The 13,831-nt window shown below is 50.1% G+C and carries 10 protein-coding genes; 6 read left to right on the forward strand and 4 right to left on the reverse strand.

Features of this window, described 5'->3' with window-relative positions:
- Nucleotides 1-7 precede the first annotated feature (7 nt).
- The 3 genes from BMW93_RS11225 to BMW93_RS11235 are packed head-to-tail and all read right to left on the reverse strand — an operon-like array spanning nt 8 to nt 2,817.
- Nucleotides 8-523, reverse strand: coding sequence for a ubiquinol-cytochrome c reductase iron-sulfur subunit (locus BMW93_RS11225; RefSeq protein ID WP_090375426.1), 516 nt, complete (start codon nt 521-523; stop codon nt 8-10).
- 55 nt (nt 524-578) lie between these two features.
- Nucleotides 579-2,267, reverse strand: coding sequence for a hypothetical protein (locus BMW93_RS11230; RefSeq protein ID WP_090375428.1), 1,689 nt, complete (start codon nt 2,265-2,267; stop codon nt 579-581).
- Nucleotides 2,248-2,817, reverse strand: coding sequence for an RNA polymerase sigma factor (locus BMW93_RS11235; RefSeq protein ID WP_090375430.1), 570 nt, complete (start codon nt 2,815-2,817; stop codon nt 2,248-2,250). The genes BMW93_RS11230 and BMW93_RS11235 overlap by 20 nt, the downstream gene beginning before the upstream one ends.
- Before the next feature lie 291 nt (nt 2,818-3,108).
- On the opposite strand from BMW93_RS11235, the gene BMW93_RS11240 reads away from it, so the two are divergent.
- The 6 genes from BMW93_RS11240 to BMW93_RS11265 all read left to right on the forward strand — a co-directional run bounded on the left by BMW93_RS11240 (nt 3,109) and on the right by BMW93_RS11265 (nt 12,955).
- The gene (locus tag BMW93_RS11240) at nt 3,109-4,911 is read left to right on the forward strand and encodes an ABC transporter ATP-binding protein (RefSeq protein WP_090375432.1); all 1,803 of its coding nucleotides are present in this window, start codon (nt 3,109-3,111) and stop codon (nt 4,909-4,911) included.
- Entirely contained in the window at nt 4,908-6,731 is a 1,824-nt protein-coding gene (locus BMW93_RS11245) for a MutS-related protein (protein WP_090375434.1), read from the forward strand. Before BMW93_RS11240 ends, BMW93_RS11245 begins: the two co-directional genes overlap by 4 nt.
- Nucleotides 6,732-6,883: 152 nt before the next feature.
- Nucleotides 6,884-8,200: an RIP metalloprotease RseP gene (gene rseP, locus BMW93_RS11250; RefSeq protein WP_090376225.1), complete on the forward strand. Its 1,317-nt coding sequence runs from the start codon at nt 6,884-6,886 to the stop codon at nt 8,198-8,200.
- The gene (locus BMW93_RS11255; RefSeq protein WP_229240350.1) at nt 8,200-8,700 is read left to right on the forward strand and encodes a DUF6702 family protein; all 501 of its coding nucleotides are present in this window, start codon (nt 8,200-8,202) and stop codon (nt 8,698-8,700) included. Before rseP ends, BMW93_RS11255 begins: the two co-directional genes overlap by 1 nt.
- A gap of 175 nt (nt 8,701-8,875) precedes the next feature.
- Nucleotides 8,876-11,353: an endopeptidase La gene (gene lon, locus BMW93_RS11260; protein WP_177194067.1), complete on the forward strand. Its 2,478-nt coding sequence runs from the start codon at nt 8,876-8,878 to the stop codon at nt 11,351-11,353.
- Between the two features lie 111 nt (nt 11,354-11,464).
- Complete coding sequence (locus tag BMW93_RS11265) at nt 11,465-12,955, forward strand: tagaturonate reductase (RefSeq protein ID WP_090375439.1); 1,491 nt, start codon at nt 11,465-11,467, stop codon at nt 12,953-12,955.
- On the opposite strand, the gene BMW93_RS11270 is transcribed toward BMW93_RS11265, so the two are convergent.
- The gene (locus BMW93_RS11270) at nt 12,933-13,652 is read right to left on the reverse strand and encodes a DUF3784 domain-containing protein (RefSeq protein ID WP_090375441.1); all 720 of its coding nucleotides are present in this window, start codon (nt 13,650-13,652) and stop codon (nt 12,933-12,935) included. The two genes, BMW93_RS11265 and BMW93_RS11270, sit on opposite strands and share 23 nt — an antisense overlap.
- Between the last annotated feature and the right edge of the window lie 179 nt (nt 13,653-13,831).

Raw genomic sequence — 13,831 nt, forward strand, 5'->3', positions numbered from 1 at the left:
GTTCAGATTAAGCTTTCACTGTTAAAGTGTTGCCGTCAGTGGAAACGGTTACTGTATACGTTTTGAGCGCTACGGCAGCCGGACCGTTCGTCACCGCACCGGCAATGCTGAACGTGGAGCCGTGGGTTTGGCAGAAAACATCGTTGGACGTCGGCCGATATGTCACCGGATTTCCTTCATGCGTGCAGATTTTGCTCAGAGCAACGTAGCTGCCGGCAGTTGTTTTGGCTACGAGCACGTCACCTGTGATGATGAAACCTCCGTTGGTTTTCAGCTTGGTATTATTCGAATTGGTCATATCAACCGTGAAATTGATAGCTGTGCCGGTTGTTGTGCCTGATATGCCTGTACCTGTGCCCGGGTTTGGATCGGGATCGGGATCGGGATTTGGATCGTCGTCGCTGGAACCGCAGGCCGTCATAGTTGTTCCCAGGCACCAGTAGGCCATTAACGTTGAGGTACTAAGCCCTAGGCTGCGGAGGAAATCCCCCCGCTTCATGCTTCCTTTTTCAATTGAGTTCATAGTGAATAATGAATTAATTAGAAGATACAATTCAAGAATAATGTGGGCATAGTGCTCACTTGAAAACAGGGGTGTAGCGCACTGATAGCCAAAGGCCAGTGGTAATAAGGTTTACATTTCCAAACCCTACACGTTTGAGCGGCAGGCGGACGGAAGGTTCCGCGAGCAAAGACAGCTTACGGGAGATTCGATACTCGTATCCGGCGGAGACATTGGCATGACTGAACCAATACCATCCCGTTTTAGTGTTCCAGCCAGGATATTTGATTGCATTAGGGTCATTCGGGTTCACGTAGTTGTATTTATACTTCTCGCTATTCATATGATAGGACGAGAAACCCGCTCCTGCGAACCAACGCGACCTTTGGCCCGACGCAATGTCATATCTCAAATTTATCGGCACTTCGAGTACTTTACAGATGCCGTCGATGCCTGTCATATCCGGTAGGTATACATGGGGGATTTTCGGTAACCGGTAAGCTTCCGCCGGAGCGTAATAATCTTTTCTGCTCCATACCACACCGCTTTGCACAAATAATCTTGGCAAAACCGAATATTCCACCAACAGCGAAACCGAAGCCCCCGGTTTTGAAAAATTCTTCAAACCTACCGTGCTCAGATCGGGCGAATAGCCAAATCTGAATGCTACAAGCGGCTGATCTTCTGCCGACATGGACGACTGCTTAGGTGGTTTGGGCGGTTCCGCAAGCTCATACACCGGTTCGGAGATTCCAGGCAATTGCAATGCATTCCATTTCGGCTTCTTACTATCTAGCGCAAATGCTGAAATTAGCGCGCGACCTGACTCATCAGCCTTTGCCAACGATGTATTCGCAGTTACTGGCTGCATTTCTGCCAATGCTTTTGAAACCACATTACCGGCCTGCGGAGCGGTTGTTTGGGACAGGGACGTCTCCCTGCCACCCGTTTTTGCATTGTTTGTAATAGAAAGAGCCCCGTCGCCTCCTTCCACTTTTGAGCGGTTAGGCTCTAAGTACACTCCGCCTGCCTTAGATTGGCTCCGGGGCAATGGTTTTCTGCTATTACTATTAACAGCAGTATTCAATTCTGATTTCGAGGAAGATTTACCAGCCTCTTTTACACTGGTTTTCGGTTTGTTCCCAATACGTTTTCCGTTGCCAACAACGGCTTTATTTCCATGAGCTACCGGTTCTTTTGCATTATCAACAACCGGCCTTCCATTATCCACATTCGCATCAGCCACTCGCTCTTTCTTAAGATCCGCTTCCGAGCCTCCCGACTCCCTGGCAACACCTGACTCCCCGTCAGCGGCCTCCCTTCCTGCATTCTCACCATTCCCAACAACACCTGACCCACTGACAACACCCGACTTATCCTTACTCCCCTCTCCCTTTCCTGCATTCTCCCTATTCCCAACAATACCTGACTCACTGACAACACCTGACTTATCCTTCCTCCCCTCTCCCTTTCCTCCATCCTCCCTTTCCCCAACAACACCTGACTCACTGACAACACCTGACTTATCCTTACTCTTTCCTCCATCCCCCCCTTCCAAGGAGTACAACAGCACCCCAGCCGGGATCAGCAGCGCCAGCACACCCACTGGCCACCATTTCCGCCACCACCCTGCCGGAGTTCTTCCATCCTGCTGATCGAGTCGCTTCCGCAGGTCATTCCAGTCGTCGGGTTCGTATGTCGGATCAAGCTCTTCTGATGACTTTCTGAAGAGCTTGTCCAGTTCGTCATCTGGCAACTCTATCATAGTCGTCAATATTAATCTTGGATAACATTTCTCTCAACTTTTCTCTTGCACGCGACAAATTCGATTTTGACGCCCCAACTGAAATATTCAGCTGTTCTGCAATTTCTTCGTGTGTGTAACCGTCAATGACCGACAAGCTGAAAACCAGCCGGTATGCCGGAGTCAGGCGCTGGATCAATCCGACCAGCTCATCGTGGGAAAGCTTGCTGATAACCGTTTCGTCTACGGACACCTGGTCCGCGACCTCCACGTCGTCAAAAACATCTCTGCGAACTTCCTGTCTGTAATGATCGAGGGCTGTATTAATCATGATTCTGCTCAACCAGGTTTTAAATGGCCGGCTTGCATCAAAGCTTTCCAGCTTCGTGAAAACCTTCAAGAATCCATCGTTGAGTATTTCTTTCGCCTCTTCCCGGCTACGTGTATAGCGTAAACAAATGCTCATAGCATAGCCGTAAAACTGCTTATACAACAGCTCCTGACTGCGGCGGTTTTTCTTTAAACAGCCGTCGAGTAGTTCTTGAAGAACGGCGGAGTTATACTCGGGCATGCTATTTGCTTTTTTGAACCTATACGAGGGATTCCGGCACAGGGTTGCCTGGGGTTTGCAAGTTTTTTACAACTTTTTTACACCGGCAAAAAGACTCATCGTCCGTTCATTGAAAAATTAGGCATTTTTACGCACAATCGCACGTAAACTTGACAATAATGCCCTGCCTAAGCAGCCCTGTCCGGGCGGCCCTTCCCGGGCAGCTTTGAATTAATGCTTACTTTTGCAGGCTAACGATCGAATGTTTATCCAAACCGGTTTAAAACAGCTTTCCGGTGTACTCATATTCTAATGGCCAACAATGAAACCCCATCCCCGTTTGCAGTCAAAAAGATCAGGTGGGAAGGCCTGAAAATTACACTTCAGCTGTTGCGCTACCTGCGCCCCTACCGCATGATGTTCGCGGCCGGGATGCTGTTTCTTGTGCTGTCCACAAGTACGTCACTTGCATTTCCGAAGCTCGTAGGAAGCATTATCGAGGTCATTGAGGGTAAATCGCGGTTTACGATCAATCAGATCACCGTGCTGCTTTTCGTGGTGCTGGCAGGCCAGGCGGTATTTTCGTATTTCAGGATCTATCTTTTTTCCAAAGTCAGCGAAAAGGCCGTTAACAATATCCGGCTGGATGTTTTCAGTAAAATCATCACATTACCCGTGCCTTTTCTCGAAGAACGTCGCGTTGGCGAGCTCACAAGCCGCATTACTTCCGATGTTTCGCAGTTGCAGGGCCTGATGTCATTTACACTCGCAGAACTCTTCCGTCAGGCCGCGACGCTCATCGTCGGCATGACGATACTATTTTATACATCCTGGAAACTGACGCTCTTCATGCTCGCGACGGTGCCTATCCTCGGTGTGGCTTCGGTCTTCTTCGGGCGTCACACACGCAGGCTCTCGCGCAAAGCGCAGGACCAGCTCGCAGCCGCGAATGTGGTGGTGGAGGAAACGCTGCAATCCGTGAATGTCGTAAAGGCATTTACCAATGAGCCTTTGGAAATCAATCGGTACCAAACGATTCTCGGCAAAGTTGTCGATCTTACATTGTACGCCGCACGTTTCCGGGGCGGGTTTGTATCCTTTATCATTTTCGCCACTTTTGGCGGGATTGTGGGTGTAGTCTGGTACGGCGCGGCATTGGTGCAGGCCGGGGAGTTCGGGCTTTCGGACCTTTTTACATTTATCCTTTACACCACTTTCATCGGCGCGTCCATCAGTGGAATGGGTGATTTGTATGCGCAGATCAGCCGTACGGTAGGTGCTTCCGAACGTGTTTTTGAAATCCTGGGAGAAACGCCGGAGGTATCCGTCGACGAAGCACAGAATGCCGTCGCAAGTCATGTAGAAGGTCGCGTTACTTACCAGGATGTCCATTTTGCTTATCCATCACGTTCCGATCTGCCGGTATTAAAAGGAGTTTCGCTGGATGTTCAGGCAGGTGAGAAAATTGCATTGGTCGGTTACAGCGGGGCAGGCAAATCGACTATCGTACAGCTCCTGATGCGTTTTTACGATTATCAGTCGGGCGAAATCCTGGTCGACGGCAAGCCGATACGGGAATACGGCATTTCGGCATTAAGGAAAAATATCGCGATCGTACCGCAGGAAGTTATGCTTTTTGGCGGGACGATCTATGAGAACATTGCTTACGGAAAGCCCACGGCCTCCCGCGAAGCCATTGTAGATGCTGCGAAGCGTGCCCATGCGCTGGAATTTATCGAATCTTTCCCCGAGGGTTTTGAAACGATTGTCGGCGAAAGGGGCATTAAACTCTCCGGCGGCCAGCGGCAACGCATTGCCATTGCGAGGGCTATTCTAAAAGATCCCAAAATCCTGATCCTCGACGAAGCGACCAGCTCCCTCGACGCGGAGTCTGAAAAACTCGTGCAGATTGCATTGGATGAGCTCATGAAAAACCGTACGACGATCGTGATCGCGCACCGCCTTGCTACGATCCGGAAGGTGGATATGATTTATGTGCTGCGTGAAGGCCGGATCGCCGAGTCAGGTACGCACCAGGCATTAAGCACCATCCCCGACGGCATGTATGCCAACCTCATCAAACTGCAATTTGAAACCGCTGAAAACTTTTCATGAAAAACGCCGATTTAAAGCATTCCACATCATTTTTTCAAACACAAAAAGAAAAAGCGACGGTCGCGGAACAACAGGAGCATGAAAGGTTCAAACGCATTGCACTCCTACGCCTGGCTACCTTCGCCGGAATGGTGCTGCTGGCAGTGGTTTGGAACAAAACGGGCATTGCCTACTGGGGAATCGGGATACTGGTATTGCTCGCGATCTTTCTGATTTTAATGCGGAAACAGCAGCAGGCACGCGTTAACCGCAATTTCCAGCGAAACCTGATCACCATCAACGACGACGAACTCGCCCGCCTCGACCTTCGATTCAAAAGACCAGAAACCGGTTCGGAATTCCGTGAAAAGGACCATAACTACTCCGACGACCTCGATATTTTCGGAGAATTCTCCCTTTTCAAGCTCCTCAACCGCACCCGTACCGCCGAAGGAAGCCGCCGGCTGGCCAGCTGGCTCAAAAACCCCGCCGATGCAGGCGAAGTAAGCCTCCGGCAAGCAGCCGCCATCGATTTCAGCCGGCATCCCGAACTGATCCAGGGCTGGGAAGCGACCGCGCTCTTGCACGAACACGCCGCCAAACATGTAGGCGAATTTCAGGGGTGGGTCGTGGAGAAATTCCCGGAGCCATTGCAAAAAGCATTACCCTGGCGCTGGTTCCCAGTGCTGACGCTCGTGATCGCGATTCTGTATTTCACCGGCGTGCTGCCCGGCATTGCGGTACTGATCAGCCTCGGCATCCATCTTTTGATATTAGGCCGCTACGCCGATTACGTGAAAGTACTTGCGAACCGCACGACCTCAATGGGACAAACGCTTACGGCCTATTCGGAGCTATTGAAAAAAGCTGAAAACGCTCCCTATCAATCGACCTGGTGGGAGAGCCGAAAGGCGCAGATCAGCGGTTCGTCTGCCGCATTGGCGAAGGTAGGCGGCCTGTTCGAAAAGCTGGACTACCGCAACAATCCCTATTTCGCAATTTTTATAGGCATTCCGACGCTGTGGGACATGCATTGCCTGGCCAGCCTCGAAGAATGGAAGACGGCACATCACCAGCATCTCGCCGACTGGCTCGATGTACTGGCCGATACCGAGGCGATGAATAGCCTGGCAGGTCACGCATTTGCCAACGCGCATTACATTGTACCGGTTGTCAGGGACACTACCGAGGTTATAGTCACCGCAGAGGCATTGGGGCACCCGCTGATACCTGCGACAAAGCGCGTCAGCAACGATTTCGGAATGCAAGGGACCGGCAAAACGATACTCGTGACCGGCTCGAATATGTCGGGAAAAAGTACTTTTTTAAGAACGATCGGTTTAAACCTCGTGCTTGCACAAATGGGCGCGGTCGTGAGTGCGGGCGCTTTCTCGTGCTCGCCAGTGCGCGTGTTCAGCAGCATGCGTACGCAGGATTCTTTGGAAGAAAGTACTTCCTCTTTCTATGCAGAGCTCAAAAGATTACGCAAACTGCTCGGGTTGGCGGACGAGCATGCCGGCGCACCGGTTTTCTACCTGCTCGACGAGATATTGAAAGGTACCAACTCGGCAGACCGCCACCGGGGTGCGGAGGCGCTGATCCGTCAGTTGCATTCCAAAAAGGCATCGGGTATGGTGTCCACCCACGACCTGGAACTCGGCGAATGGGGCGCAACCGAAAACTACATCCACAACTTCCATTTCCGGTCGGATGTGGAGAACGGCCAGCTGCATTTCGATTATCGTTTGCATGAAGGTATCTGCCGTAGTTTCAACGCTTCGGAACTGATGCGGATGATGGGCATCGCCATCGGACCCGACAAAACCCCGCTCGCACACTGATACCGGGCATTTGCAAGGTTGTTGGAGGATTTGCGTAACTTTACTGTTTACATTTACGTTTAAAACACTGATCCGGTAGCGGAGATCGAACTTTTTTTGATTAACAATTAACCCGTAACGATTACAAAACCTGAATGGAATTACAGAAAGCATTGGAAATATTGATCATGGCAGGGCAGCTTATCCTGGGCCTGTCGATCCTGGTGGGGTTGCATGAGTGGGGGCACATGGCTGCCGCAAAATTGTTCGGAATGAGGGTTGAAAAATACTTTATAGGCTTTCCTCCTAAAATTTTCAGTTTTCAAAAAGGTGAAACAGAATATGGTATAGGCGCTATCCCGCTCGGTGGGTTTGTGAAAATTTCCGGTATGATCGACGAGTCGATGGACACCGAGGCGATGAGCCAGGAGCCGCAACCGTGGGAATTCCGCTCGAAACCGGCCTGGCAACGCCTGATCGTGATGCTCGGCGGGATCATCGTGAATGTGATCGTGGGTATCATCATCTTCATCGCGATCGCCTACCACGAGGGTAACCAGTTCCTTTCGATCAGTGAAGTAAACAAATATGGTATTGTGGCAGGTGAGCTGGCGCAGGAAATCGGCCTGAAAACCGGCGACAAAGTGATTCGCGTCAATGGCAAACCTTTCACAGATTTCAGCGACGTGATCAGCTCGGAAGTTTTTCTGGGGAGCAACAGCTCTTACACCGTTGACCGCAACGGCCAGGAAGTACAGATCGAAATCCCAAACAATTTCATTGAAAAACTATCCGATCCAGACGAGAAACGTAATTTCATCCGGGCGATAGAGCCTTTCAAAATCGGCGAACTGATCCCCGGAATGCCAGCCGAAAAAGCCGGCGTTGAAGTAGGCGACCAGATCACGTCGATCAACGGCACGCCTATCCGTTTCTTTCATGAATTGCAGGCACAGCTCGAAAAACTCAAAGGCAAGGAAACCACCCTGGTAGTGCAACGCGGCGCGGCGCAGAAATCACTGAAAGTGGCCGTAACCGAAGACGGGACCCTCGGCTTCTACCCCGAAACACTGCTCAACTTCACAGTTGTTCAATACACATTTGGAGAAGCGGTGGCTATTGGTACGGAGAACGCCTTCGGCGTCGTGTATAACAATATCAAAGGTTTCGGTAAAATATTCCGTGGCGAAGTTTCGGCTTCCAAAGCATTGAGCGGGCCGATCGGCATCGCGCGTATGTTCGGCGGCGTTTGGGACTGGGGCCGTTTCTGGCAGCTTACCGGCTTGCTTTCGATGGTACTCGCATTCATGAATGCATTGCCTATTCCGGCATTGGACGGCGGCCACGCGGTAATCCTTTCGTACGAAATCATCTCCGGCCGCAAGCCATCCGACAGATTCCTCGAAAATGCCCAGAAAGTAGGTATGGTGCTCCTTTTAGGCCTGATGGCTTTCGCGATTTTCAACGACGTATGGAAAGCGGTATTCTGATGAAAAGGAGGATAGCACCAATTGGTGCTATCCTCCTTTTCTCATTTCTCCTGACGTCATTCAAACCGAAACACGATTACCACGTTTCGGTGACGCAAATGCAATACAATGCGACATCCCGGACTTTTGAGGTAAGTATCCGGATATTTACCGATGATCTTGAAAAAGCATTGTCGCAAAGCCATTCCAAACAACGATTTGTGATCAAGGACAATGATCAAAACGATCGCTTCGTTGAAGAGTACATTCGCAAATCATTTGTTTTGACAGATAGTCAGAAAAAAAATACCCCTATCAAATACCTCGGAAAAGAACAGGAGCAGGATGCAACGTGGGTGTATCTCGAAATCCCTTTTCAGGGCGCTTTGAACGGCTGCAAACTTTTGAACGTTACGCTTATGGAAACTTTTGACGATCAGGTCAATATGACGAACGTTAAATTCCAGTCCGAAAAAAAGACGTTTTTATTTAAAAAAGGACAGACTTCTCACCTGCTGTAATTAGTTTGTGACCGCTTATAAAAATGCATGACAATATGTGTAGTGGCACGGCTATTTTGTTTTGATAATGCCTTTCTTTTGAAAGTCATTATTTATATATTGGGAAAAGATTATCTGTCAATTTGACAGAATGCCTATGAAATTTGAACCTTCTGATCTATATAGCCGGCTGCTAATGTCCGACTCGGACATGGATAGCCTTGAAATCGTTCCTCTTGGTGGCCCCGATGGCTCTGACGAGCCTTTTGAACTTCCTAACGAACTGGCGATACTTCCGATCAGGCAAACAGTGCTCTTCCCGGGGATGGTAATTCCCGTGACAGTGGTGCGCCAGAAAGCCATCAGGCTTGTTAAAAAGATATACCGCAACTCCGATATCAATCAGCGTATTCTCGGTGCCGTCACTCAGGCTATTCCCAACAAGGAAGACCCTACGGCCGAGGACCTTTACAATATTGGTACCGTCGCGCAGATCCTGAAAATGATCACGTTGCCTGATGGCAATGTGACGATCATCGTGCAGGGACGCCAGCGTTTCGAAATCAAAGCCATTGTCAGCGAAGAACCTTACCTGACTGCCGAAGTACGGGCGATCGAGGACTCGTTTGTGGGGCCTACCAAGAAAGAGGCAAAAGCATTATTGCAATCGCTTCGTGATGGTGCGCACAAAATCATGCGTCTGAACCCGGAAATCCCGCAGGAAGCACGCATTGCGCTCGATAATATCGAAAGCCCGATCTTTTTGATCCACTTCCTGTCTTCGAATATCAATGTAGAAATCGCCGACAAGCAGAAATTGCTCGAAGAGCGCAACGGCCACAAGCAAGCCACGCTTTTGCTGCAATACATGATGCGGGAGATTGAAATGCTGGAACTGAAACGGGAAATCCAGACCAAAGCCAGCTCGGATATCGACCAGCAGCAGCGCGACTATTTCCTGCGCCAGCAAATCAAGGTTTTGCATGATGAACTGGGAATGGACAGCCCCGAACGCGACCTCGATGAAATTCGCCTGAAAGCCAGCCAGAAAAAATGGGCGGAGCCAGTGAAGGTACATTTTGAAAAAGAACTGACGAAGTTGCAGCGCATTAACCCGATGGCACCCGAATACCCGGTAACGATGAATTACCTGGAAACACTCGTGGATTTGCCGTGGGGACAATATACCAAAGACAATTTTGACCTGGTAAGGGCGCAAAAAATCCTCGATGCCGACCATTTCGGTCTCGAAAAGGTGAAAGAGCGCATTATCGAATATCTGGCGGTGCTGAAACTGAAAGGTAACCTGAAAGCGCCGATCCTTTGCCTCTACGGCCCTCCGGGGGTAGGTAAAACCTCGTTGGGTAAATCCATTGCAAAAGCATTGAACCGGGAATACATCCGTATGGCGCTCGGCGGCGTGCACGACGAAGCCGAAATCCGCGGACACCGCAAGACTTACATCGGAGCGATGCCGGGTAAGATCATCCAGAACATCAAAAAAGCAGGCTCTGCCAACCCGGTATTCATCCTCGACGAAATCGATAAGGTGAGCTCCGATTACCGCGGCGATCCTTCTTCCGCATTGCTGGAAGTCCTCGACCCGGAGCAGAACTCTTCATTTACAGATAATTACCTCGAAGTAGAATACGATCTTTCCAAGGTTCTCTTCGTAGCGACAGCCAACTCACTCGACACCATTCACCCCGCCTTACGCGACCGGATGGAAATCATCGAAATGACCGGTTATACGATCGAAGAGAAATTGCAGATCGCCAAACGTTACCTCGTTCCGAAACAACGCAAGGACCACGGTTTGAAAGCAACCGACGTAAAAGTCGACGATGCAGCTTTGCTCAAACTGATAGAAGGCTATACCCGCGAATCGGGCGTGCGTAACCTCGAACAGAAGGTGGGCACGGTAGTCCGCAAGATCGCGAAATCGGTGGCGATGGAGCAGGATTATCCCAAAACCGTCAAAGCCGAGCAGATCGAGAAATACCTTGGCGCAGAGATTTTTGATAAGGATTTGTATCAGGGCAACGACTTTGCAGGCGTTGTTACCGGTCTTGCTTGGACGTCGGTAGGTGGCGAAATCCTGTTTATCGAAACGAGCCTGAGCCGTGGAAAAGGCGGATTAACATTATCCGGCCAGCTGGGCGATGTGATGAAAGAATCAGCCGTGGCTGCATTATCCTACCTCAAAGCCAATGCGGAAAGGGTAGGCATCGATTACCGCATTTTCAATCACTACGACCTTCACGTACACGTACCAGCGGGCGCGGTGCCCAAGGACGGGCCTAGCGCGGGTGTGACGATGGCAACGTCGATGGCGTCGATATTTACGCAGCGCCGTGTGAAACCGTTTATCGCGATGACCGGCGAGATCACATTGCGCGGAAAAGTGCTTCCGGTGGGTGGTGTAAAGGAAAAAATCCTTGCTGCACGCCGTGCGGGCGTGAAAGAGATTATCCTCTGTGTAAAAAACCGCAAGGACGTGGAAGAAGTACCGGCCAACTACATTAAGGACCTTACATTCCATTATGTGGACCAGGTCGACGAGGTGCTGAATATCGCGCTCCTTCCCGAGAAAGTAAATAACCCGATGAACTTCGTTTTTCCCGATGAAAAGAAAGAAAAAGAAGAAAGCGGCTTTGCAACGATGACTGTTTAGGTTTAACCTAAAAAAATATACGAAAGAGGTGCCCCAAAAGGTACCTCTTTTTGTTTAGGGGTTATACTTTCCAAACGGCGTCATACTGTCAAACCTTTTATCTACTGAAAAATGTCGTTACCGCAGCTTTCCCCCCAACTGCTCGACCAGCAGCCCGGACTTCTTCCCGATCACGGGAAACTTCTTGCATTGCCTGAAAAAATCATCCAGTTCGGCACGGGTGTGCTGTTGCGCGGCCTGCCCGACTATTTTGTGAACAAAGCCAATACGCAGGGTATTTTCAATGGCCGGATCGTCGTTGTAAAATCGACCAGTACCGGGGGCACGGACGCATTTTCGGAGCAGAAAAACATTTTCTCGCACAGCATCCGGGGGATCGAAAACGGCAAGCAGATCGACGAAACGGTGATTAACACCAGCATCAGCCGCACATTGGCCGCCGCCAGCGACTGGGCCGATATCCTCGAATGCGCTCACAATTCGGAGCTTAACATTGTTATTTCAAATACGACTGAGGTGGGTATCCAGCTGGTCGACGACGATATTTTTGCCAACCCGCCTGTATCCTTTCCCGGCAAACTGACCGCCTATCTTTTCGAACGCTACAAGGCGTTCAACGGCGCGCCGGAAGCAGGTATGGTGATCGTTCCTACGGAGCTGATCGTCGGTAATGGCCCCAAACTGAAAGCCATCGTACTGGAACAGGCACAACGGCACGACCTGGACAGGGCATTTATATATTGGCTTGAAAAATATAATCACTTTTGCAGCTCGCTCGTAGACCGCATTGTTCCCGGCAAGCCGGATGCCGAAACGATCGAAGCACTTTCCGCAAAACAGGGTTTCCGCGACGATTTGCTCATTGTTTCCGAAGTATACAGCCTGTGGGCTATCGAAGGCGACCAGCAGGTGCGTGATGTACTGAGCTTTGCCCAGGCCGACAAAGGTGTGGTGATCGAACCTGATATCGACTTGTTCCGCGAGTTGAAATTGAGACTGCTGAACGGCACACATACGCTGGCGTCAGGACTTTCATACCTCCATGGCCTTGACACCGTTCGCGAGGCGATGGAAAATGCCGAAACAGCACAATTTATTGCCGATGTAATGCTGAAAGAACTCGCACCTGCAATTCCTTACAACGTCGATCCCGCACAAGCGCAGGAGTTTGGCAACCAGGTACTCGACCGTTTCCGCAACCCGTTCATCCGCCATCAGCTGATCGACATTACCGTGCAGTATACGGCCAAGATGAAAATGCGCAACATCCCGACGCTTCTGAACCATTACCAGAAATCCGACGAAGTACCCGCATTGTTTGCCAAAGGTTTTGCCGCGTTCCTGCGGTTTATGAAGCCTGTAATGCACAAGGACAATGCTTATTACGGCGAACGCGACGGCCAGCCCTATTCGATCCGTTGCGATTCCGCGGCATACTTTGATGAAAAATGGAAGAATGCCGCCTCTCCCATCGATCTGGCGCAGCAGGTTTTGAGCGACGTATCGCTTTGGGATACCGACCTTACATTGTTGCCGGGTTTTGCCGATGCTGTGAAAGGTTACATGACCGAGCTCGTCGTTACAGGGACTTCCACGCTTTGAGCTGATTGTAAAGCTCGGTAGCCGAGATTTCGTCGGAACTGAAATAGATCTCATCCCCCACTGTTTTGATCAGCAGGTAAGGATGAGATTTTTTATTGATATACAACCTGACAATGCGGCCATCATCGGTTTTGAAAGCACCTTTTTTATACTCGCCGCCTGCAAAGCCATCCGCCTTGCTCGAAATGTCAGGCAGGCTGTCGGTGACAGTGAAACCGGTCACATCATCACGCGCAATTTTTATCCCGGAAAGACCTTTGATCTCCAATGCGCGGGTAGTCAGGAATATCTCACTGTTTTTCATACCCGCAAACATCAGGAAGCCTACACCTATCACCACCACAATGATAATGGCCATAACGATGTAAGTACCTACCCGCTGGCCGCTAGTACCCGTGTAATACCGGTTTCCCACAGCGATCATATACACATAGGCCAAAAGCGGGTACATCACCATGAATACCGTGGCCCAGTTCGCATTGAAAGTATTCAGCAACAGCACGCCACCCAGCTCGCTGATACCAAGGAATATGTGAAAGCGATTGAAGAACTTCACGTAGGAAACAATATCCATCTTGGCGCGGTCGGCCTCGGACATCGTATTGTACCCCGACAAGAGGTACTTTGCATTACCCGGCGTTACAATAAACCCGAGCGAAAACAGGACCAGCGAAATGATAATGGCAACGGTAATCATAATTTTGTCACGGCTAACTGCCTTATAAGTTACAAAATTATGCGGGAGAAAGCCAATTAGCATTCATTCAGAAATGCTATATTTAGCAAAGAGCACACTATGTTTATTCAATTGAAAATACCTGCACATCCGTATTTCACCGACGAGGAGTTAGTAGCATTCTGCATGGCGAACCCCGA

Origin of the sequence: Dyadobacter sp. SG02 (genome assembly GCF_900109045.1) — a bacterium.
GTDB lineage: Bacteria > Bacteroidota > Bacteroidia > Cytophagales > Spirosomataceae > Dyadobacter.

What these genes read in the sequence shown, in the direction of transcription:
- BMW93_RS11270 (WP_090375441.1), bottom strand. Translation starts at nt 13,652, where the DNA reads ATGATTACCGTTGCCATTATCATTTCGCTGGTCCTGTTTTCGCTCGGG.
- BMW93_RS11245 (WP_090375434.1), top strand. Translation starts at nt 4,908, where the DNA reads ATGAAAAACGCCGATTTAAAGCATTCCACATCATTTTTTCAAACACAA.
- BMW93_RS11230 (WP_090375428.1), bottom strand. Translation starts at nt 2,267, where the DNA reads ATGATAGAGTTGCCAGATGACGAACTGGACAAGCTCTTCAGAAAGTCA.
- lon (WP_177194067.1), top strand. Translation starts at nt 8,876, where the DNA reads ATGTCCGACTCGGACATGGATAGCCTTGAAATCGTTCCTCTTGGTGGC.
- BMW93_RS11240 (WP_090375432.1), top strand. Translation starts at nt 3,109, where the DNA reads ATGGCCAACAATGAAACCCCATCCCCGTTTGCAGTCAAAAAGATCAGG.
- BMW93_RS11265 (WP_090375439.1), top strand. Translation starts at nt 11,465, where the DNA reads ATGTCGTTACCGCAGCTTTCCCCCCAACTGCTCGACCAGCAGCCCGGA.
- BMW93_RS11255 (WP_229240350.1), top strand. Translation starts at nt 8,200, where the DNA reads ATGAAAAGGAGGATAGCACCAATTGGTGCTATCCTCCTTTTCTCATTT.
- BMW93_RS11235 (WP_090375430.1), bottom strand. Translation starts at nt 2,817, where the DNA reads ATGCCCGAGTATAACTCCGCCGTTCTTCAAGAACTACTCGACGGCTGT.
- BMW93_RS11225 (WP_090375426.1), bottom strand. Translation starts at nt 523, where the DNA reads ATGAACTCAATTGAAAAAGGAAGCATGAAGCGGGGGGATTTCCTCCGC.